The following is a 20,096-nucleotide window of genomic DNA, read 5'->3' on the forward strand; positions in this document are numbered from 1 at the left end:
GCGGCAAACATTTACTCTCTTAACTCTATTTGCCTGCGTAGACAAGTGCAAGTCCGCACGGTACTTTCTGACAATAAAGATAGCGTCAGCACATTTTTTTGCTGTTTTTTCGAACAAAAGTCCCAAAACAGCAGAATTTCATGATAACCCATACACCAATTTTTCTTTTTATCGGTGAGAAAACGGCGAAAAAAAATGCTTAACGACATAAAATCCCGTAGTGGCTTCCATTATTTTGTCCGCGGATGGCGATTGATCACCCTGCCCGGCATCAGGCGATTTGTCATTCTGCCGCTGCTGGTGAATATTTTGCTGCTGGGGGGCGCTTTCTGGTGGCTCTATTCCCGTCTGCACCTGTGGATCCCGCAATTGGTGGAACATATGCCCGCCTGGCTGCACTGGCTGGGCTATATCATCTGGCCGCTCTCCATTCTGGCGGTGGTGCTGATCTTCAGCTATTTTTTCAGCACCGTGGCCAACGCCATCGCCGCCCCGTTCAGCGGCATGCTGTCGGAGCAGCTGGAGGCGCGGCTGACCGGCCGGCGACTGCCCGACAGCGGGGTGGTGGCGCTGCTCAAAGACTTGCCCCGGGTCATGCACCGCGAATGGCTGAAGCTGCGCTATTACCTGCCGCGGGCGCTCATACTGCTGATTCTGCATTTTATCCCTGTTTTCGGCCAGACGGCGGCGCCGGTGCTGTGGTTTTTTTTCGGCGCCTGGATGATGACCATACAATATTGCGACTATCCTTTCGATAATCACAAAGTCGGTTTCGCGGCCATGCGCCATGCGCTGCGGCGCCATAAAATCCGCAATATGCAGTTCGGCGCCATGGTGGGGATTTGCACGGCGATTCCGGTGCTGAACCTGCTGATTATGCCGGTGGCGGTTTGCGGCGCCACCGCCATGTGGGTGGACAGCTATCGTGACGAATTCTCCAAACCCACGGGACAGTGAACCTGTTCTTAAAACTTATGTCTTAATAACATATCGATATACTTTTCTTTCACTTCCGTCATCAACCTGAAAGGGTATGCTCTGATTATCATTCCCTAGATTGGCATAAACAGTAAAGGATCGGTCATGAGCAATATTTACGAAGATAATTCCTATACCATCGGCCACACCCCGCTGGTACGTTTGAACCGCATCGGCAACGGCCGCATCCTGGCCAAAGTGGAATCACGCAATCCGAGCTTCAGCGTGAAATGCCGTATCGGCGCCAACATGATCTGGGACGCGGAAAAGCGCGGCGTCCTGAAACAGGGTGTGGAACTGGTTGAGCCCACCAGCGGCAATACCGGTATTGCGCTGGCCTATGTCGCGGCGGCGCGGGGTTATAAACTCACCCTGACCATGCCGGAAACCATGAGTATCGAACGTCGTAAATTGCTCAAGGCGCTGGGTGCCAACCTGGTGCTGACCGAAGGCCCGAAAGGGATGAAAGGGGCCATTGCCAAGGCCGAAGAAATCGTCGCCACCGATCCCAAGCGTTACCTGATGCTGCAGCAGTTCAGTAACCCGTCCAATCCAGCCATTCATGAACAAACCACCGGCCCGGAAATCTGGGAAGACACCGACGGCGACGTGGATGTCTTTATTGCCGGGGTAGGCACCGGCGGTACCATCACCGGCGTGAGCCGCTATCTGAAGAACACCAAGGGCAAAAAGGTGATTTCCGTGGCGGTCGAGCCCACCGATTCACCGGTGATAAGCCAGGCGCTGGCAGGGGAAGAAATCAAACCCGGTCCGCATAAAATCCAGGGCATCGGCGCCGGATTCATCCCCGACAATCTCGATTTGAGCCTGATTGACCGCGTCGTCAAAATCACCAACGACGAAGCCATCAGCACCGCGCGCCGCCTGATGGAAGAAGAAGGCATCCTGGCGGGTATCTCCTCCGGCGCCGCCGTGGCCGCTGCCCTCAAGCTTCAGGAAGACGAAGCTTTCGCCAACAAAACCATCGTGGTGATCCTGCCCTCTTCCGGCGAACGTTATCTGAGCACCGCGCTTTTTGCGGATCTGTTCACAGAAAAAGAACTACAGCAATAAGTGTACGGCTCTTCGCCCACAATTCACCTCTATCAAGCACCCGTCCGGGTGCTTTTTTGTGGACTGGATCATATTTTTGCCCCCTGCATAACTGATTTTGTTGGCTCTGCCTTGTATTTAAGCGGACAATTATTTCGATGTATGAAATTAATCAGGCTATTAATTGTTCTTGTAGCTGAATCGATTAACGCCCTATAGATTTTGCTTAAAAAACGGCATAATGATTGGTAGCGTAACGGCATAACAAAGCCTTCACAAGATTTAGCCAGAAATGCTTTTATACCGTTTTTTGCTCGCATACATCTTCGCCTTTGTAACATACTCAGGCACTAACCATATAGGCTAAAGTCCGCCTTTAAGCTAAACTTTAGCCCCACAACATTGATATCATCTAATAAGTTGGGGAAACATAATGTTCCAGCAAGAAGTTACAATTACTGCACCTAACGGTCTTCATACCCGCCCCGCCGCACAATTTGTAAAAGAAGCCAAAGGCTTCGTTTCCGACATCACGGTTAGTTCCAACGGTAAAAGCGCCAGCGCCAAAAGCCTGTTCAAATTACAAACCCTCGGCCTGACTCAGGGCACCGTCGTTTCCATTATCGCCGAAGGCGAAGACGAACAAAAAGCGGTTGAACACCTGGTTAAATTGATGGCAGAGCTTGAGTAATCCCGGCCCGGTCTTTTAAGTCAACGCGAGATATGAGTGAGTAAGGTAGGGTTATGATTTCAGGCATTTTAGCATCACCGGGTATCGCCTTTGGTAAGGCGCTCCTCCTGAAGGAAGATGAGATTATCATCAACCGGAAGAAAATTCCTGCCAGCCAGGTTGAGCAGGAAATCGAGCGTTTTCTGGCCGGGCGTGCCAAAGCATCCGCACAGCTGGAAGCGATTAAAACCAAAGCCGGCGAAACCTTCGGTGAAGAAAAGGAAGCAATCTTCGAAGGCCATATCATGTTGCTGGAAGACGAAGAGCTTGAGCAGGATATCATAGCCCTTATCAAAGACGAACTCGCGACGGCGGACGCCGCCGCTTACAACGTTATCGAGACCCAGGCCAAGGCGCTGGAAGAACTCGACGACGAATATCTCAAGGAGCGCGCCACCGATGTCCGCGATATCGGTAAACGGCTGCTGAGGAATATCCTCGGCATGCCGATCATCGATTTAAGCTCGATCAGCGAAGAAGTCGTGCTGGTGGCCACCGATTTGACGCCGTCGGAAACCGCCCAGCTCAATCTTGATAAGGTGCTGGGGTTTGTCACCGACCTGGGCGGCAGGACCTCTCATACCTCCATTATGGCCCGTTCCCTCGAACTGCCGGCCATCGTGGGCACCGGCAGCGTCACCAAGTCAGTGAGCAATGGTGATTATCTGATTTTGGACGCGGTGAATAACCAGGTCTATATCAATCCGACGCCGGAAAAAATCGAAGAACTCAAGGCGCTCTACAGCCAGTATGTGCAGGAAAAGACCGAACTGGCCAAACTCAAGGACCTGCCCGCCATTACCCTTGACGGCCATCAGGTGGAAGTCTGCGCCAATATCGGTACCGTGCGCGATGTGGCCGGGGCGGAACGCAACGGCGCCGAAGGCGTCGGCCTGTACCGCACCGAGTTCCTTTTTATGGACCGCGATACCCTGCCCAGCGAAGAAGAACAATTCCAGGCTTATAAAGCCGTGGCGGAATCCCTGTCCACCGGCTCCATCATTGTGCGGACCATGGATATCGGCGGCGATAAAGATTTGCCCTATATGAACCTGCCCAAAGAAGACAATCCTTTCCTCGGCTGGCGCGCCATCCGTATCGGGCTGGATCGCAAGGAAATGCTGCATGCGCAGCTGCGCGCCATTTTGCGGGCCTCCTCGTTCGGCAAGCTGCGTATCATGTACCCGATGATCATTTCGGTAGAAGAAGTGCGCGAACTGAAAGGCGAATTGGATCTGCTGAAAGAGCAATTGCGCGGGGAAGGCAAGGCGTTCGATGAAGAAATAGAAGTAGGCGTTATGGTGGAAACACCGGCCGCCGCCACCATTGCCCACCATCTGGCTAAAGAAGTGGATTTTTTTAGTATTGGAACAAATGACTTAACGCAATATACTCTGGCGGTGGATCGCGGTAACGAATTAATTTCGCATCTTTATAACCCAATGGCTCCCTCCGTGTTGACATTGATCAAACAGGTTATCGACGCATCCCACGCGGAAGGTAAATGGACCGGTATGTGCGGCGAGCTGGCAGGTGACGAACGTGCTACACTACTGTTATTAGGGATGGGACTGGATGAATTCAGCATGAGTGCTATCTCTATCCCGCGCATCAAGAAAATTATACGTAATACAAATTTTGGTGATGCAAAAGCGTTAGCAGAGGAAGCTTTAGCTCAGCCTACCGCGGAAGAGCTGATGAATCTGGTGAATAAGTTCATTGAAGAAAAAACGCTCTGCTGATTTCACGACGCTGACCCGATATAAATGCTTAGGAGAAGATCATGGGTTTGTTCGATAAACTGAAATCTCTGGTTTCCGATGATAAGAAAGACACGGGAAGCATTGAAATTGTTGCACCACTATCAGGTGAAATAGTTAACATTGAAGATGTGCCAGATGTCGTTTTCGCCGAAAAGATCGTCGGCGACGGTATTGCCATTAAGCCCAGTGGGAACAAAATGGTGGCACCGGTGGACGGCACCATTGGAAAAATTTTTGAAACCAACCATGCTTTTTCCATCGAATCGGACAGCGGCATCGAGCTTTTTGTCCATTTCGGCATCGATACCGTTGAGCTAAAGGGCGAAGGATTCAAACGTATCGCCCAAGAAGGTCAGCGCGTGAAAAAAGGCGACGTGGTTATCGAGTTTGATCTTCCGCTGCTGGAAGAAAAAGCGAAATCCACCCTGACACCGGTGGTCATTTCCAACATGGATGAAATCAAGGAACTGATCAAATTATCCGGTAGCGTCGTAGTAGGCGAAACCCCGATCATCCGCATTAAAAAATAACCGCCGGCAACCGGCGGGTTAACAGCAACGTTGTGAAATCTTGACCAGCGGCGGCACTCACTATGATCACGGTGAGTGCCGTTTGCGTTTTTGCATGTGCATGGCTAACGCCAATGGGGAATGCGGATAAGGATCAACAGCCCGCCGCCGGATTCGTTATGCGCTTCCACCTGTCCGCCATGGGCCAGCACCACTTTGCGCGTGATGGCCAGTCCCAGACCGTATCCTTTGCCCGCCTGGGGGGAATTCACCCTGACAAAGGGGTCGAAGATGCTGGACAATTTGCTCTCATCCACCCCTGGGCCTTGATCGCTCACCGTCACCACCAGCCAAGCATCTTCCCGGCTCAAGGTTACCGTGACCTGCTGACCCTGGGTGGAAAAACGCAGCGCATTGCGCACGATATTTTCCACCCCGCGCCGCATCATTTCCGCATTGCCTTTGACGGTATAATCCTCCGGCTGATGGGCTATCAGCCGGATTTCCACTCCAGGGACCTGCGCCTCGTAGCGGGCGTCATTCACCACCGCCTCAAGCAGGCCCAGCAGGTCAAAATAGTCATCCCCCGGCGTGCCCTGGTTTTCCGCACGGGACAGCGCCAGCAGTTCGCCGATCATCCGGTCCAGCCTGCCGGCTTCATGTTCAATGCGATCCAGCGAAGAGCCGACATTTTTCGGATTCTGGTGCGCCAGTCCGATAGCCAACTGCAACCGGGCCAGCGGCGAGCGCAGTTCATGGGAGACATCGTGCAGCAGGGCCTCCCTGGCGCTCACCAGCACGTGCAGCCGCTCGGCCATGGCATCGAAATCCCGGGCCACATCGGTTATCTCATCATGGCGGCGGCGCATCACGGGATATAAACGCACCGTCAGATCCCCCTGGGCCACCCGGGCAAAGGCCCGGCGCAACTGCCGCATCGGCCGCGTCAGGTTCCAGGCCAGCAACAGGCTGAACAGCAATCCCACCGCCATGCCCAGCCAGAACAGCGGGCTGGGCATATGTAAAATGCTGCCGCGCGAACCGGGATGGGAGGACCGGCGCAACGATTGAATATCGTAGCGCAGTTGATACGCCCGGCCGTCGGGCAGCGTCACTTGCCGGGTAATGAAAGGCTCGGAAAAACGGTTTTGCTCCGATGGCGCGACGTCAGTGCCGGCAGCCGGACTTAAGCCGGGAGCCGGGCCGAATGAAAAGAATTGCCGCTGTGGGGCCGGCCAGTCGGCCATCAGGGCGTTCAGCGCGGGCAAACCGCCGCGGGCCATAACCGAGGCCGCCGAAGCTAACTGAAGCTCAGCCATGCGCCTGGCCATGCTCTCTTCAGGGGGTTCATGATGGCTGCCGTACAATGAAAAGCCCGCCCACAGCAGCTGGGTTATCAATAAAAATATCAGCCAGAATCCCAGCAGGATTTTCCAGAATAACCGTCCGCGGGTGCTCATTAACGGATCCGGTATCCTATGCTGCGTACCGTTTCAATGCTCAGGCTGCTGTCAGCCAGCAGCGCAAGCTTCTGCCGGATATTGCTGATATGCACATCCACGCTGCGATCGTAAGCCTCGCGGCGGCGCCCCAGCCCTTTTTCCGATAAATCATCTTTCGATACCACGCGATCCGGCGTGCGCATCAGCAATTCGAGCAAATTGAACTCCGACGCGGTAAGGTCGAACGACTTGCCCTGCCAATGGCTGCTGCGCGTGGCCGGGTTCAACACCAGGTCGCCGTAAACCACCGCGCCCGCATCGGCCGGTTCCTCATGCTGCTCGTCAAAACGGCGCAGCACCGCCCGCAGGCGCGCCACCAGTTCACGGGGATAGCAGGGTTTGGGCATATAATCGTCGGCGCCCATTTCCAGCCCGATCACCCGGTCGATATTGTCCCCTTTGGCGGTCAGCATGATGATGGGGATTCGGCTGTCTTTACGCACCAGCCGCAGCACATCGGTGCCGCTCATGTCCGGCAGCATGATGTCCAGGATCATCGCGGTATAGTCACCTGACAACGCGCCCGACACGCCCTGTTTTCCCGTTGGGACCCATGACGTGGCAAACCCCTCGGCGGTAAGATAATCGCTCAGCATCTTGCCCAGTTCCTTGTCATCATCAACCAGTAAGATATTCATATTCGTTCTCCATTGAAGCCGCGACTGATTAAGGTATGCCCCGGCACAGCATAAATAACCAGAGTGTATGCTATGACCTGATAATGGCGCCGGCGTTCCAGGGATTATAGACTTCCTGTTACAATTATCGCGGTAATTACATTATTGTGGGCAGACATCATTTTTCCGCCGCCACGTCAATGACGGCATGAGGGTATTACCGGGAGCGTGCGGGGGATACAGCAGCGACGTTGCTCATTAAAACACGCCGGTGGAAAGGTAACGATCGCCGCGATCGGCAATGATGGCCACAATCAGGCCGCCCGGCCGCTCGGCGGCAATCCTCAGCGCTCCCGCCACCGCGCCGCCGGAGCTGACCCCGCAAAAAATACCCTCTTCACGGGCCAGCAGGCGCATGGTCTCTTCGGCTTCGGATTGTCCGATATCCAGAATCCGGTCCACCAGTTCCGGACGGAATATTCCCGGCATATAGGACGGCGGCCAGCGGCGAATACCGGGTATGGCGCTACCCTCCTCCGGCTGCAGCCCGATGATCTGCACCTCGCCGCGCCGGCTTTTCAGAAACCGGGCGACGCCGGTGATGGTGCCGGTGGTACCCATGCTGGAAACAAAATGCGTTACCTTCCCCTCGGTTTGCCGCCAGATTTCCGGCCCGGTGGCCGCGAAATGCGCAAAGGCGTTGTCCGGGTTATTAAATTGATCCAGTACGCGGCCCTCGCCCCGGCGCTGCATCTCCTGCGCCAGATCCCGCGCACCCTCCATGCCCTGTTCCCGTGGCACCAGTATCAATTGAGCGCCATAGGCCCGCATGGCCGACTGCCGCTCCATGCTCATGTTATCAGGCATCAGCAGCGTCATCCGGTAACCTTTCAAGGCGGCGATCATCGCCAGGGCGATACCGGTATTGCCGCTGGTGGCCTCGATAAGCCGGTCGCCGGGAATAATTTCGCCGCGCAGCTCCGCCTGTTGAATCATCGCCAGCGCGGCGCGATCTTTCACCGACCCGGCCGGGTTATTCCCTTCAAGCTTGACCCGGATATCACAGCCGGTTTCCCGCCCCAGGCGCTGTAATGCCACCAGCGGGGTATTGCCTATGCATTGCTCTAGTGTTGTCACGGCCGAATTCCGATAAAGATCAGCGGCCATCGGGCCGCTTTGAAGGGGGTGGGCAGATCGCGAAAAATCATGTGTTATCAATAATTCATAAAATACATCAATTTTTATAATATCAGATTATATATAAAATAAAACCGGTCCCGATGGCGCGGCCCCCGTCAGGCGCTTTCGGCCAGCGCCATGGATTGCAGGGCCTTATCGCCGACGTACAGACGGGCGTTCCGGCCGCTCAGATAATAACGTTCGCCTCTGTGCGGCGGCATGGTGCCGGCCAGCGGCAATACCACGCTCAGGGGCTCATGATGCCAGCCCGCCGGCTGGACAATCAGCTGCCAGTAATGGCCGCGGGGGCTGATATCGCTCACCACTACCGGCAGTTGGCAGTGTTCACCGGGCTGCGAGCTGATTTCCATCTCCCAGGGGCGCAGGAACAGGTCTATTTTGCCCTGGTATGCCGGCGTATAGGACAACGGCCAGTGGTAGCCGCCCACATGGATTTGCGACCCGCGGATCTCCCCGTCAAGGCGGTTCACCTCTCCCATGAACTCCAGCACAAACCGGCTGGCAGGTTCGCGCCACACTTCCGCCGGCGTACCCACCTGCTCGATATTGCCCTGGCTCATCACCACCACCCGATCCGCCACTTCCATGGCTTCTTCCTGATCGTGGGTTACAAAAACGCTGGTGAATTTCAGATCGTCGTGCAATTGGCGCAGCCAGCGGCGCAGCTCTTTGCGCACCTGGGCATCCAGCGCGCCGAAAGGTTCGTCCAGCAACAGCATCTCCGGCTCCACCGCCAGCGCGCGCGCCAGGGCGACCCGTTGTTTTTGCCCGCCGGAGAGCTGCGAGGGGTAGCGATTGGCCAAATGGCCCAGTTGCACCATCTCCAGCAGCCGGGCCACTTTTTGCCTGATGGCGGCGCCATTAGGGCGTTCGCGCCGCGGCAGGACGGTCAGGCCGAAGGCGATATTGTCGGCGACGGTCATATGGCGGAACAGCGCATAGTGCTGGAAAACAAATCCCACCTTGCGATCCCGGGCGTGAATATGGCTGACGTCCCGGCCGCCGAAGCGCAGGTAACCGCTGTTATGATGCTCAAGCCCGGCAATGATGCGCAATAAAGTGGTTTTGCCGGAACCCGACGGCCCCAGCAGCGCCACCATTTCGCCGGTGGAGATATCAAGGGAGATGTCGTTCAGCACTTTGGTGCTGTCGAAATATTTGCTGATGTGATCAATCTCGATACTCATTGAGGATCCTCCTGTTTAAGATGGGCCTGCTGGCGCGCCAGGCGCCACTGCATGCCGCTCTTGAGGAATAACGTCACCATTGCCATCAGCGTCAGCAGCGCGGCGGCGGTAAACGCCCCCACGGTGTTGTAATCCTGATGCAGCAATTCAATCTGCAGCGGCAAAGTATAGGTTTCGCCGCGAATGGAACCCGATACCACCGCCACCGCCCCGAATTCGCCAATGGTGCGGGCATTGGTCAAAACCACGCCGTACAACAGCGCCCAGCGGATATTGGGCAGCGTGACGCGGCGGAACATTTGCCAGCCGGACGCCCCCAGCAGGATCGCCGCTTCATCCTCCTCGCTGCCCTGGCTGAGCATCACCGGCACCAGTTCACGTACCATAAAGGGGCAGGTCACGAAGATGGTGACCAATACCATGCCCGGCCATGAAAACATCAGCTGGATATTATGATTCTCCAGCCAGCCGCCAAGAGGGCCGTTGACACCGTAAAACAGCAGGCACAGCAAGCCGGCCACCACCGGCGATACCGCAAAGGGAATATCCAGCAGGGTCAGCAGCAATTGCCGGCCGCGAAAGTTAAAACGGGTCACCAGCCAGGCCAGCAGCGTGCCGAACAGGATATTCACCGGTACGCAAATCAAGGCTATCAATACCGTCAGCCAAATAGCGTGCAGCATGTCCGCGTCACGCAGATTCTTCCACACCGCCACCAGCCCGTCCCCCAGGGCGGAGATAAAGATAAAGCCCAGCGGAATCACCAGTATCAGCAGCGAAATCACCACGCCGGTGCCTATCAAGGCCCACTTGGCCCAATTGGTGCGGGCGCGCACGGCGCCGTTGAAGACGGGCATATCGGCCATCAGTGTCCTCCCAGGCGTCGGCCAAAGCGTGACTGTAATACGTTGATGCCGAACAGCAGGAAAAGCGACGCGGCCAATATCACCGACGCCACGGCGCTGGCGGCGGGATAATCGAATTCCTGCAGACGGATGAAAATCATCAGCGAGGTGACTTCCGTCTTCCAGGCAATATTGCCGGCGATAAAGATCACCGCGCCGAATTCCCCCAGGCTGCGGGTAAATGAGAGGGCGGTCCCGGCCAGCAGCGCCGGCGCCACTTCAGGCAACACCACCCGGCGAAAGGACTGCCAGCGGCCGGCCCCGAGGGTTTCCGCCGCCTCTTCGTATTCCGGTCCCAGTTCTTCCAGTACCGGCTGTACGGTGCGCACCACAAACGGGATACTGGTGAACGCCATGGCCACGGCGATACCGAGCCAGGTGTAGGACACTTTAATGCCGAACTGCGCCAGCCAGGCGCCATACCAGCCGGTGGTGGAAAACAGCGTCGCCAGGGTCAGGCCGGCCACCGCGGTGGGCAGGGCAAAGGGCAAATCAATCAATCCGTCCAGCAGCCGTCGCCCCGGAAACTCGTAGCGGGTGAGGATCCAGGCCATCAACATGCCGAACAGCGCGTTAAACAGCGCGGCGACGCCGGCGGAAAGCAGCGTCACCTTATAGGCGGCAACCAGCTGCGGACCGGTTATCACCTGCCAGTATTGCTGCCAGGTCATTTGCGCCAACTGCATCACCAGCGCGCTCAGCGGCAGTAATATAATCAGGCAGACAAACAGCAGACTGCTGCCCAGGCTCAGACCGAAGCCGGGCAGCACGCGTTTGCCGGGCATGGACAATATCATTGCCGGTGCCCTGCCGCGATCAGGCTATCCAGCTCGCCGCCGTCGCCAAAGTGGGTCTTCATCACCTGCGGCCAGCCGCCGAACTGATCTTCCACCCGGAAAAGCTTCACATCGGGGAATTTGTCCTTGGCGGCCGCCATGATGGCCGGGTCGTTGACCCGATAATAGAAACTGGAGATGATCCGCTGCGCCGCCGGGCTGTAGAGATAGTTCAGATACTCCTTGGCGGCCTGTTCGGTGCCGTTTTTCTCAACATTCTTATCCACCCACGCCACCGGGAACTCCGCCAGGATATTGGTCTTGGGGATAATGACCTCATACTTGTCGTCACCGTACTGATGGCGGATATTGTTCACTTCCGACTCAAAGGAAATCAGCACATCGCCCTGGTTGCGCTCGGCAAAGGTGGTGGTGGCGCCTCGGCCGCCGGTATCGAATACTTCGACATTGGCGAGGAATTTCTGCATCCAGGCGCGGGTTTTCGCCGCATCGCCGCCGTCCGCCAGATTGGCGGCGCCCCAGGCCCCGAGATAAGCGTACCGGCCGTTGCCGGAGGTCTTCGGATTCGGGAACACCAGCTTCACATCCTCGCGCGCCAGATCGCTCCAGTCATGAATGTTTTTCGGATTGCCCTTGCGCACCAGAAAACCCATGGTGGAGTAGAAAGGAGAGCTGTTGTGGGGCAAACGGCTTTGCCAGTCGGCGGGGATCAGGTTGCCGCGATCGTGCAAAATCTGCACGTCGGTAACCTGGTTATAGGTGACCACATCGGCCCTTAATCCCTGCAGGATAGCCAGCGCCTGTTTGGACGATCCGGCATGGGATTGCTTGATGGTCAGCGTATCCCCCGGATGTTCCTTTTGCCATTGCTGCTCGAACGGCGGGTTCAGCGCCACGAACAGCTCCCGCGCCACGTCATAGGAGCTGTTAAGCAGCTCGGTGGACTGCGCCGGAACACAAGCCAGCAATAATGCCGCGATACCGCCCTTTATTGCACGGCCTGTAAACAGCGTTCGATTCATTCTATGCCTTAGTCGGAGTGATGCGGATAGGGTCTTGGAGGGTTAGTTTATTTATAACTGGGGTATAACCTGTAACGGTTTTATATATCCTTTTGTGCTTTGGCAGCATGAAAAGCTATAAGCCCCCGGATGGTGCAAAAATATGACAAACAGCGTGTCCGTTATCGGGGTAAAGCGGCGGCGTTCAAGGGCACATAATCAATGAAGGCGAGCTTGTTGACAACGTGCTCGGTCGGGGCAAACCGCCGGATCCTAAACACGCCGTAAATCCTTCCTTGTAGGCTCGATCCGCGCGATTACGGCTACCCTCCCTGGTAGCCTAACCCGCCTTATTGACTCCGAGTATGTTTGTCAGCAATCTGGCGCCACCGTTCCGGTGGCGCCATTTATTATTGCGCGGCGTTAGCCTGCCAGACGATTTTGCTTATCTGCCAGTCTTTCAGGGTGTCGTCGGCGGGCATCAGCGAATCGGGTCCGTGCCAGTTGCCGGTAAAGACATAGCTCACGTGCGCGCTTTGCTGCGCGGCGCAGACCACGCCGTCCTGATCCTCATCCGTGCCCTTGCGGCAGGCGCCGAAGGCTTTACTGTAGAGCGAACTGAAACGGTCGCCGATCTTGACGCCCCATTCGGTGGGCACGGTCTTATCCGCTACCACCACCCGTTCAACCCGGCCGGCGGAAGAACCGTATACCGTCAGTTTCACCTCGTTGTCCTTTACCGCCTGGTAAAACGACCGGATACCGCCGTTATGGGTTTCCATACCGTTGCGCAAACGGTAATCGTTGTTCAACGCTTTATTCAGCGCCTGCTGGTCCAGCGCAGTGCCGGCGTTGATGCCCCCCACCCCGCTGTCCTTAACGGTGACCGCGCTGCCGAACCAGTTAAACGGCGACAGGCTCGACCATGAGAAGTCGGATAGGGTAGAACAACCGGCCAACAGGATGGGTAGCCCGATGACTAACGGGCGTAACTGCTTCATATTTTCTCCTTAAAAACGGCAAAGACGGCATGGATTTCCACGCACCGCCATTGGATACCGCCGAGGCCAAAAAGTGCCATAATTTCACATGCGGCGCCGGCGGTGCGTTAATGTCTGATTTACCCAAAGTTTTTCCTGAAAACTCGCAAACCCTGCCCGCTGTGCCATGCTTAACCTGGCTGAGACAAAGAGAGGATACGGGATGAAAAAATGGGCTATGGCCGCGCTGATTGCGTTCTTTGGACTGCCGGCATTGGCGCAATCCGGCGGCTTTCGCGGCGATGAACCGCCTCCGCCGCCGAATAAGCAGGAAAGCGGCTATCGGGGAACCGTGGACGCCAGGCACACCAGCATCGCTTCGGCCAAACGAATGAAGACAAATGCCTGGGTTACGCTGGATGGTCATATCGAAAAAAAGATCGGCAATGATAAATATTTTTTCCGCGACGCCACTGGTACCGTTCTCCTGGAAATTAAAGGGGATAAATGGAACGGCCAGGAAATCACGCCCAAAGATCTGGTCAGCATCAGCGGACGCCTGTTGAAAGATCGCCACGGAACCCATATCAACGTGGGGCGAATTCTGAAACAATAATGTTATCCCGCCGGGGCCCGCAGCACTGCGGCCCCCGATTAATATTCCTGATCCACAATCAACCGCTTGCCCAGCGTCACGCTGTCCACCAATTCGTAGTCCAGCTTTTCATACATACCAATCACCGCTTCGTTATCCTCCCGCACCATCAGCTGGATTTTCGGGCAACCGCGGGCGATAAGTTTTTTCTCCAAACGGCTGATGAGCGCATTGGCAATACCGCGCCCGCGAAAATCCGGATGTACGCCGAGATAATAAGCTGAACCGCGATGGCCGTCGTAGCCGCCCATGACGGACCCCACCACTTCTCCCGCCACTTCGGCGACCATAAACAAATCGGGATCGTAATTCAATTTCCGTTCAATATCCATTTCCGGATCGTTCCAGGGGCGCAATAAATCACAGCGTTCCCACAGCGTAATCACTTCTTCAAAATCGTCTTGGCGAAATACACGGATTTCCATAGCTGACCGCCGTCATCTCAGATAATAAACTTACTATACCCTTAATAATTCGAGTAGCAGGAAGGCGGCGACGCAGCGGCCCCGAAGGGGCGAGGCCCATGGTGGAGCCGAGTATTGCCAACGCGCCTGCAACTTGAAGTATGACGGGTATAAATTGAATATCACGTTATTTCCCATAAAGGCAAATAACATTATCCCGCGCAAGACCGTTTACCGCCGGGGCAATTAAAGCGACCGGGCAATAGATGGACATAGTTCCTTTGTCGCTCCTTTCGCGGGACTATGTTATACCCTAACATTTCCAGCCTGTTTTCAGTGAACTATCCCTCATTATTATGGTAATGAACAAAAATCATCGCGAATCCCTGCTTACTGTTCTACAGAGCCGCCGTCGGCTATTGCTGTCCGGCCTGGCCATGTTCGCCATGGCTAACCGTTCGGTCATGGCGGCGGACGGCCTGCTGCGCACCGGCCAGCCTCAGCGGAAAGACGCCGGCAGGCCCCGCTGCGTCATGATAGATCCCGGCCACGGCGGCATCGACCCCGGCGCAATCGGCCATCTGGGTATCGAGGAAAAACACGTGGTATTACGCATTGCCAATAAGGTTCGGGCCAACCTGGCGATGCAGCCTCATATTCAAACCAGACTGACCCGTGAACAAGACGAGTTCATTCCCTTATTTCGACGGGTCGAACTGGCGCAGGAACACCGGGCGGATCTTTTTGTCTCCATCCATGCCGATGGCTTTACCGACGCCTCCGCAGCCGGCGCATCGGTTTTTGCCCTGTCTAACCGCGGCGCCAGCAGCGCCATGGCCGCCTACCTTTCCAATCGGGAAAATGCCGCCGACGACGTGGCGGGAGCAAAATACAAACAACAGGATAATTACCTACAGCAGGTCCTGTTTGATCTGGTGCAAACCGACACCATCAAAAACAGCCTGACGCTGGGCCGCCATCTGCTCAACCATATCCGCCCGGTCCACCAGCTGCACAGCCAGCATACCGAACAGGCGGCTTTCGCCGTGCTCAAATCCGCGTCGATACCCTCGGTGTTGGTGGAAACGTCTTTTATTACCAACCATCGGGAAGAGCAGTTGCTGGAAACCACTGATTTTCAGGATCGTATCGCCCTAGCCATCAGCAAAGGAATAATGGATTTTTTTGACTATTACGACGCTCATGAACGCCATTTCACCAGTAATAGCGGAGGTTGACCGGCGTTACCCATTAGGCATGGCCCCGGCGGAAGGTTATACTGGATACCGTTCATAACGTATAACGGCGCGCCATCAACCATGAGTGAGTTGAATGAATCAACCCGATATTGAGCATATCAAAGATTATCTGCTTGCTTTACAAGACCGGATTTGCGCCGCCCTGAGCGGCGAGGACGGTGGCGCGGCGTTCAAAGAGGACATCTGGCGGCGGGAGGAAGGCGGCGGCGGACGCAGCCGCGTTTTGACCGGGGGCAGCGTGTTCGAACAGGCCGGCGTCAGCTTTTCCCACGTGTCCGGAGCAACGCTGCCCGCCTCCGCCACCGCCCACCGTCCCGAGCTGGCCGGACGGGCTTTCCAGGCGCTGGGGGTTTCGCTGGTGGTCCATCCCCTTAATCCCTATGTCCCCGCCAGCCATGCCAATGTTCGTTTTTTTATGGCCGAAAAGCCCGATGCGCCCCCCGTCTGGTGGTTCGGCGGCGGTTTTGACCTGACGCCGTTTTACGGCTTTCGCGAAGACGCGGAACACTGGCACCGCACCGCCCGCGATCTCTGCGCCCCCTTCGGCGAAGAAGTGTATGCCCGCTATAAAGCCTGGTGCGACAGCTATTTTTTCCTCAAGCACCGCAATGAAGCGCGCGGTATCGGCGGACTCTTCTTTGACGATCTGAACCAACCGGATTTTTCCCGGACATATGCCTTTGCCCGCGCCGTCGGAGAAGGTTATCTCGACGCTTACCTGCCCATCGTTCAACGGCGCCGGCATTTGCCCTGGGGCGAGCGGGAACGGCAGTTCCAACTCTACCGGCGCGGACGTTACGTTGAATTCAATCTGGTATGGGATCGCGGTACTCTCTTTGGACTACAATCCGGCGGACGTACCGAGTCTATCTTGATGTCCATGCCGCCGCTGGCGCGCTGGCAGTACGATTACCATCCGGAGCCTGAGAGCCCGGAAGCCGCACTGTACCGGGATTTTCTACCGGCGCGCGATTGGCTGTCACAGAGGGGGAACTAATGGCTATTTGGGTTGACGCCGATGCTTGCCCCAAAGTCATCAAAGAAATCTTGTTTCGCGCCGCACAGCGCGAGTCCATCCAGACCACGCTGGTGGCCAACCAGACGCTGGCGGTACCGCCGTCACCCTTTATCCGCACCCTGCGCGTAGGCGCCGGGTTTGACGTAGCGGACAATGAAATCGTCCGACGCGTCGGCGTGGGCGATCTGGTGATCACCAGCGATATCCCGCTGGCGGCGGAGGTGATGGGGAAAGGCGCGGTGGCGCTCACTCCCAGGGGAGAACGCTACCGGCCCGAAACCATCCGTGAACGCCTCACCATGCGCGACTTTATGGACACCCTGCGCGCCAGCGGCATCCAGACCGGCGGGCCCCCGCCCCTCAGCCAGCGGGAACGCCAGGAATTCGCCCGGGAATTGGATCGCTACCTGCAGCAGTCAAGGGGATGATCGTTATAAGCGACCCGCCATCGGTTTCAACCATCAAAATAATCAGAAAAAGCGCATTTCATTCTCCGTCTTGTTGAGGCAGTGTTATCCTTAAGTTAACTCTTCCTTCAACAAGATGTACCATTTCTTCCTTCATGGAGTTGAGAATGAACCAGCTAGAAGCGCTAAAACAATTCACCACCGTTGTGGCCGACAGCGGCGATATTGATTCGATCCGCCATTACACCCCGCAGGACGCCACCACCAATCCGTCATTGATCCTCAAAGCCGCCAGCCTTACCGCCTATCAGCCGCTGTTTGAAGACGCGCTGGCCTATGCCCGCAAGCAGGGCGGCACACGGGAAACCCAAATTATCAATGCCAGCGACAAGTTAGCGGTGAATATCGGCGTGGAGATCCTGAAAAGCGTGCCGGGGCGAGTCTCCACCGAAGTGGATGCCCGGTTATCGTTCGATCGCGGCATGTGCGTCGCCAAAGCCCGCAAGCTGGTAGGCCTATACCATGAACAGGGGATCGATAAATCCCGCATCCTGATTAAGCTGGCGTCCACCTGGGAAGGCATCAAAGCGGCGGAAGAGCTGGAGCGCGAAGGCATCAACTGCAACCTCACCCTGCTGTTCTCCTTCGCCCAGGCCCGAGCCTGCGCTGAAGCCGGGGTTTATCTTATCTCCCCCTTCGTCGGCCGCATCTATGATTGGTATAATCAGCGCAAACCCCTGGACCCCTACGATGTTGAACAGGATCCGGGCGTAAAATCGGTGCGTGCCATCTATGAATATTATAAACAGCATCGCTACCAAACGGTGATCATGGGCGCCAGCTTCCGTAAAACCGAACAAATCCTGGCGCTGGCCGGCTGTGACCGTTTAACCATTTCCCCGGCGCTGCTGGAAGAGTTGCACAAAAGCGACCTGCCGGTAGAACGCAAGCTCACGCCGTCCACCACCGGGCTGCATCAGCCGGCGCCGCTGTCCGAACCCGAGTTCCGCTGGGAACACAACCAGGATCCGATGGCGGTGGACAAGCTGGCCGAAGGCATCCGTCAATTTGCGGTAGATCAGCAGAGCCTGGAAGATCTCCTCTCGGCAAAACTCTAATTCGCGGAGCCTGTATGACTACACGTAAAGTACTGGCCAACGCCATCCGGGCATTAAGCATGGATGCGGTGCAAAAAGCCAATTCCGGCCACCCCGGCGCGCCGATGGGCATGGCCGATATCGCCGAAGTCCTCTGGCGAGACTTTCTGCAGCACAATCCCGCCAATCCGAAATGGATGGACCGGGATCGTTTCATCCTCTCCAACGGCCATGGCTCGATGCTGCTTTACAGCCTGCTGCATCTTACCGGCTATAACCTGCCGATGTCCGAACTGCAAAACTTCCGCCAGCTGCACTCCAAAACGCCGGGCCACCCGGAATACGGCTACACCGATGGCGTTGAAACCACCACCGGCCCCCTGGGGCAGGGCATCGCCAACGCGGTGGGTATCGCCATCGGCGAACGTACCCTGGCGGCGCAGTTCAACCGTCCGGGCCACGACATCGTCGATCATTATACCTATGTCTTTCTCGGTGACGGCTGCATGATGGAGGGGATCTCCCACGAGGTTTCCTCTCTGGCCGGCACCATGAAACTGGGCAAGCTGGTGGCGTTCTACGACGACAACGGCATTTCCATTGACGGCCACGTGGAGGGCTGGTTCACCGACGATACCGCCAAACGGTTTGAAGCCTACGGCTGGCACGTGGTGCGCGGCGTGGACGGCCATGACAGCGACGCGGTAAAGAGCGCCATTGAACAGGCCAAGGCCGTTACCGACAAACCCTCGCTGCTGATGTGCAAAACCGTTATTGCCTTCGGCTCGCCGAACAAGGCCGGTACCCATGGCGCCCACGGTGCGGCGCTGGGTAACGACGAAGTAGCCGCCACCCGCCGGCATTTGGGCTGGACCTCGCCGCCGTTTGTTATCCCGCAGGAAATTTACGACGCCTGGGACGCCAAAGCCGCCGGCGCCGCCCGCGAGGCCGCCTGGAACGAAAAATTCGCCGCCTACGAACAGGCCTACCCGGAGCTGGCGGCGCAGTTCAAGCGCCGCACCGAGGGTCGACTGCCCGATGACTGGCAGCGGCAAAGCCAAGCCTATATCGAAAAGCTACAGGCCAACCCGGCCAAGATAGCCAGCCGCAAGGCATCGCAAAACGCCCTGGAAGCATACGGTCCGCTGCTGCCGGAGCTGTTGGGCGGTTCTGCCGATCTCGCCCCCAGCAATCTGACTATTTGGTCGAAGTCGGTTCCCCTGGCGGAGGATCCGGCGGGCAACTATATCCACTACGGCGTGCGCGAGTTCGGCATGACCGCCATCGCCAACGGTATCGCCCATCATGGCGGCTTCGTGCCTTATACCGCCACCTTCCTGATGTTCGTGGAGTACGCCCGCAACGCGGTGCGTATGGCGGCCCTGATGAAAGCACGGCAGATTATGGTCTATACCCATGACTCTATCGGCCTGGGGGAGGACGGCCCAACCCATCAGCCGGTGGAACAACTGGCCAGTCTGCGTCTGACGCCGAATATGAGCACCTGGCGGCCCTGCGATCAAGTGGAAACCGCGGTGTCCTGGCAGCAGGCCGTTCAGCGCCATAACGGCCCCACCGCGCTGATTCTTTCCCGGCAGAATCTGGCCCAGCAGGAACGTACGCCGCAGCAGTTGTCGGATATCGCCCGCGGCGGCTATATCCTCAAAGATGCCGACGGCGCCCCTGAGCTGATTATCATCGCCACCGGTTCGGAAGTCGAACTGGCGGTATCCGCCTGGGAAAAGCTGAGTAAGGAAGGCCGGAAGGTGCGAGTGGTATCGCTGCCCTCCACCGATGTATTCGACCTGCAGGATGCGGCATATCGCGAAGCGGTGCTGCCGGGTGCGGTATCGGCGCGGCTGGCCATTGAAGCCGGTATCGCCGATTACTGGTATAAATATGTGGGATTGAAGGGGGCCATCGTCGGTATGACCACGTTCGGCGAATCGGCACCGGCCGAGGCGCTGTTTGAAGCGTTTGGCTTTACCATTGAGAATGTCATGGAAAAAGCCCGCTCCCTGCTGCATTAAGGCG

At 56.8% G+C, this 20,096-nt stretch carries 21 protein-coding genes; 11 read left to right on the forward strand and 10 right to left on the reverse strand.

Features of this window, described 5'->3' with window-relative positions; all coding sequences use genetic code 11:
• Positions 1 to 195 precede the first annotated feature (195 nt).
• Together cysZ and cysK are read left to right on the forward strand one after the other, a co-directional pair.
• Positions 196 to 957 (forward strand): sulfate transporter CysZ, encoded by a 762-nt coding sequence (cysZ, locus tag ACL2XJ_RS27255; protein WP_413725174.1) that lies wholly within the window; start codon positions 196 to 198, stop codon positions 955 to 957.
• A gap of 126 nt (positions 958 to 1,083) precedes the next feature.
• Entirely contained in the window at positions 1,084 to 2,052 is a 969-nt protein-coding gene (gene cysK, locus ACL2XJ_RS27260; RefSeq protein ID WP_132927036.1) for a cysteine synthase A, read from the forward strand.
• Positions 2,053 to 2,120: 68 nt separating this feature from the next.
• Here the strand turns inward: cysK and ACL2XJ_RS27265 are convergent, their stop codons facing one another.
• Entirely contained in the window at positions 2,121 to 2,351 is a 231-nt protein-coding gene (locus ACL2XJ_RS27265; protein ID WP_413725175.1) for a hypothetical protein, read from the reverse strand.
• A 113-nt stretch (positions 2,352 to 2,464) separates the two neighbouring features.
• Between ACL2XJ_RS27265 and ptsH the strand changes: the two genes are divergently transcribed.
• From ptsH to crr, 3 genes are read left to right on the forward strand one after another with little or no spacing between them, the layout of a single operon-like run.
• Positions 2,465 to 2,722, forward strand: a complete 258-nt coding sequence (gene ptsH / locus ACL2XJ_RS27270; RefSeq protein ID WP_132927032.1) for a phosphocarrier protein Hpr — start codon at positions 2,465 to 2,467, stop codon at positions 2,720 to 2,722.
• A gap of 53 nt (positions 2,723 to 2,775) precedes the next feature.
• The gene (ptsI, locus tag ACL2XJ_RS27275; RefSeq protein ID WP_413725176.1) at positions 2,776 to 4,503 is read left to right on the forward strand and encodes a phosphoenolpyruvate-protein phosphotransferase PtsI; all 1,728 of its coding nucleotides are present in this window, start codon (positions 2,776 to 2,778) and stop codon (positions 4,501 to 4,503) included.
• A gap of 41 nt (positions 4,504 to 4,544) precedes the next feature.
• On the forward strand, positions 4,545 to 5,054 hold the full coding sequence (crr, locus tag ACL2XJ_RS27280) for a PTS glucose transporter subunit IIA (protein WP_132927028.1): 510 nt from the start codon (positions 4,545 to 4,547) through the stop codon (positions 5,052 to 5,054).
• A gap of 104 nt (positions 5,055 to 5,158) precedes the next feature.
• On the opposite strand, the gene ACL2XJ_RS27285 is transcribed toward crr, so the two are convergent.
• The 8 genes from ACL2XJ_RS27285 to ACL2XJ_RS27320 form a co-directional block, all read right to left on the reverse strand.
• Entirely contained in the window at positions 5,159 to 6,493 is a 1,335-nt protein-coding gene (locus ACL2XJ_RS27285; protein ID WP_413725177.1) for an ATP-binding protein, read from the reverse strand.
• On the reverse strand, positions 6,493 to 7,173 hold the full coding sequence (locus tag ACL2XJ_RS27290; RefSeq protein WP_132927024.1) for a response regulator transcription factor: 681 nt from the start codon (positions 7,171 to 7,173) through the stop codon (positions 6,493 to 6,495). Before ACL2XJ_RS27290 ends, ACL2XJ_RS27285 begins: the two co-directional genes overlap by 1 nt.
• Before the next feature lie 237 nt (positions 7,174 to 7,410).
• On the reverse strand, positions 7,411 to 8,289 hold the full coding sequence (gene cysM / locus ACL2XJ_RS27295; RefSeq protein ID WP_203523638.1) for a cysteine synthase CysM: 879 nt from the start codon (positions 8,287 to 8,289) through the stop codon (positions 7,411 to 7,413).
• Positions 8,290 to 8,447: 158 nt separating this feature from the next.
• Positions 8,448 to 9,539, reverse strand: a complete 1,092-nt coding sequence (cysA, locus tag ACL2XJ_RS27300) for a sulfate/thiosulfate ABC transporter ATP-binding protein CysA (protein WP_203523639.1) — start codon at positions 9,537 to 9,539, stop codon at positions 8,448 to 8,450.
• Entirely contained in the window at positions 9,536 to 10,405 is an 870-nt protein-coding gene (gene cysW / locus ACL2XJ_RS27305) for a sulfate/thiosulfate ABC transporter permease CysW (RefSeq protein ID WP_413725178.1), read from the reverse strand. The genes cysA and cysW overlap by 4 nt, the downstream gene beginning before the upstream one ends.
• Positions 10,405 to 11,238 (reverse strand): sulfate/thiosulfate ABC transporter permease CysT, encoded by an 834-nt coding sequence (gene cysT / locus ACL2XJ_RS27310; protein ID WP_413726984.1) that lies wholly within the window; start codon positions 11,236 to 11,238, stop codon positions 10,405 to 10,407. The genes cysW and cysT overlap by 1 nt, the downstream gene beginning before the upstream one ends.
• Positions 11,238 to 12,263: a sulfate ABC transporter substrate-binding protein gene (locus ACL2XJ_RS27315; protein ID WP_413725179.1), complete on the reverse strand. Its 1,026-nt coding sequence runs from the start codon at positions 12,261 to 12,263 to the stop codon at positions 11,238 to 11,240. Before ACL2XJ_RS27315 ends, cysT begins: the two co-directional genes overlap by 1 nt.
• 389 nt (positions 12,264 to 12,652) lie before the next feature.
• Entirely contained in the window at positions 12,653 to 13,243 is a 591-nt protein-coding gene (locus ACL2XJ_RS27320; RefSeq protein ID WP_132927014.1) for an RpoE-regulated lipoprotein, read from the reverse strand.
• A gap of 202 nt (positions 13,244 to 13,445) precedes the next feature.
• Here ACL2XJ_RS27320 and ACL2XJ_RS27325 point away from each other — a divergent pair, with 202 nt between their 5' ends.
• Complete coding sequence (locus ACL2XJ_RS27325; RefSeq protein WP_413725180.1) at positions 13,446 to 13,838, forward strand: YgiW/YdeI family stress tolerance OB fold protein; 393 nt, start codon at positions 13,446 to 13,448, stop codon at positions 13,836 to 13,838.
• 38 nt (positions 13,839 to 13,876) lie between these two features.
• Here the strand turns inward: ACL2XJ_RS27325 and ACL2XJ_RS27330 are convergent, their stop codons facing one another.
• Positions 13,877 to 14,302: a GNAT family acetyltransferase gene (locus tag ACL2XJ_RS27330; RefSeq protein ID WP_203523643.1), complete on the reverse strand. Its 426-nt coding sequence runs from the start codon at positions 14,300 to 14,302 to the stop codon at positions 13,877 to 13,879.
• Positions 14,303 to 14,643: 341 nt separating this feature from the next.
• Here ACL2XJ_RS27330 and amiA point away from each other — a divergent pair, with 341 nt between their 5' ends.
• The 5 genes from amiA (at position 14,644) to tkt (ending at position 20,092) form a co-directional block, all read left to right on the forward strand.
• Positions 14,644 to 15,519 (forward strand): N-acetylmuramoyl-L-alanine amidase AmiA, encoded by an 876-nt coding sequence (amiA, locus tag ACL2XJ_RS27335; RefSeq protein ID WP_132927008.1) that lies wholly within the window; start codon positions 14,644 to 14,646, stop codon positions 15,517 to 15,519.
• A 94-nt stretch (positions 15,520 to 15,613) separates the two neighbouring features.
• Positions 15,614 to 16,537, forward strand: a complete 924-nt coding sequence (gene hemF / locus ACL2XJ_RS27340; RefSeq protein WP_413725181.1) for an oxygen-dependent coproporphyrinogen oxidase — start codon at positions 15,614 to 15,616, stop codon at positions 16,535 to 16,537.
• Entirely contained in the window at positions 16,537 to 16,986 is a 450-nt protein-coding gene (locus ACL2XJ_RS27345) for a YaiI/YqxD family protein (RefSeq protein ID WP_132927004.1), read from the forward strand. The genes hemF and ACL2XJ_RS27345 overlap by 1 nt, the downstream gene beginning before the upstream one ends.
• A 146-nt stretch (positions 16,987 to 17,132) precedes the next feature.
• Positions 17,133 to 18,083, forward strand: coding sequence for a transaldolase (tal, locus tag ACL2XJ_RS27350; protein WP_132927002.1), 951 nt, complete (start codon positions 17,133 to 17,135; stop codon positions 18,081 to 18,083).
• A 14-nt stretch (positions 18,084 to 18,097) separates the two neighbouring features.
• Positions 18,098 to 20,092 carry a transketolase gene (gene tkt / locus ACL2XJ_RS27355; protein WP_413725182.1) on the forward strand — a complete coding sequence of 665 codons (1,995 nt, stop codon included), beginning with the start codon at positions 18,098 to 18,100 and terminating at the stop codon, positions 20,090 to 20,092.
• Positions 20,093 to 20,096: the final 4 nt, after the last annotated feature.

The sequence above is a fragment of the Sodalis sp. RH16 genome, assembly GCF_047324245.1.
Lineage (GTDB): Bacteria > Pseudomonadota > Gammaproteobacteria > Enterobacterales > Enterobacteriaceae > Acerihabitans > Acerihabitans ligni.

Excerpts from the sequence above, each read along its gene's own strand:
- cysZ (WP_413725174.1), top strand. The coding sequence starts at position 196 with ATGCTTAACGACATAAAATCCCGTAGTGGCTTCCATTATTTTGTCCGC.
- cysK (WP_132927036.1), top strand. The coding sequence starts at position 1,084 with ATGAGCAATATTTACGAAGATAATTCCTATACCATCGGCCACACCCCG.
- ACL2XJ_RS27265 (WP_413725175.1), bottom strand. The coding sequence starts at position 2,351 with ATGCGAGCAAAAAACGGTATAAAAGCATTTCTGGCTAAATCTTGTGAA.
- ptsH (WP_132927032.1), top strand. The coding sequence starts at position 2,465 with ATGTTCCAGCAAGAAGTTACAATTACTGCACCTAACGGTCTTCATACC.
- ptsI (WP_413725176.1), top strand. The coding sequence starts at position 2,776 with ATGATTTCAGGCATTTTAGCATCACCGGGTATCGCCTTTGGTAAGGCG.
- crr (WP_132927028.1), top strand. The coding sequence starts at position 4,545 with ATGGGTTTGTTCGATAAACTGAAATCTCTGGTTTCCGATGATAAGAAA.
- ACL2XJ_RS27285 (WP_413725177.1), bottom strand. The coding sequence starts at position 6,493 with ATGAGCACCCGCGGACGGTTATTCTGGAAAATCCTGCTGGGATTCTGG.
- ACL2XJ_RS27290 (WP_132927024.1), bottom strand. The coding sequence starts at position 7,173 with ATGAATATCTTACTGGTTGATGATGACAAGGAACTGGGCAAGATGCTG.
- cysA (WP_203523639.1), bottom strand. The coding sequence starts at position 9,539 with ATGAGTATCGAGATTGATCACATCAGCAAATATTTCGACAGCACCAAA.
- cysW (WP_413725178.1), bottom strand. The coding sequence starts at position 10,405 with ATGGCCGATATGCCCGTCTTCAACGGCGCCGTGCGCGCCCGCACCAAT.
- ACL2XJ_RS27315 (WP_413725179.1), bottom strand. The coding sequence starts at position 12,263 with ATGAATCGAACGCTGTTTACAGGCCGTGCAATAAAGGGCGGTATCGCG.
- ACL2XJ_RS27320 (WP_132927014.1), bottom strand. The coding sequence starts at position 13,243 with ATGAAGCAGTTACGCCCGTTAGTCATCGGGCTACCCATCCTGTTGGCC.
- ACL2XJ_RS27325 (WP_413725180.1), top strand. The coding sequence starts at position 13,446 with ATGAAAAAATGGGCTATGGCCGCGCTGATTGCGTTCTTTGGACTGCCG.
- ACL2XJ_RS27330 (WP_203523643.1), bottom strand. The coding sequence starts at position 14,302 with ATGGAAATCCGTGTATTTCGCCAAGACGATTTTGAAGAAGTGATTACG.
- amiA (WP_132927008.1), top strand. The coding sequence starts at position 14,644 with ATGAACAAAAATCATCGCGAATCCCTGCTTACTGTTCTACAGAGCCGC.
- hemF (WP_413725181.1), top strand. The coding sequence starts at position 15,614 with ATGAATCAACCCGATATTGAGCATATCAAAGATTATCTGCTTGCTTTA.
- ACL2XJ_RS27345 (WP_132927004.1), top strand. The coding sequence starts at position 16,537 with ATGGCTATTTGGGTTGACGCCGATGCTTGCCCCAAAGTCATCAAAGAA.
- tal (WP_132927002.1), top strand. The coding sequence starts at position 17,133 with ATGAACCAGCTAGAAGCGCTAAAACAATTCACCACCGTTGTGGCCGAC.
- tkt (WP_413725182.1), top strand. The coding sequence starts at position 18,098 with ATGACTACACGTAAAGTACTGGCCAACGCCATCCGGGCATTAAGCATG.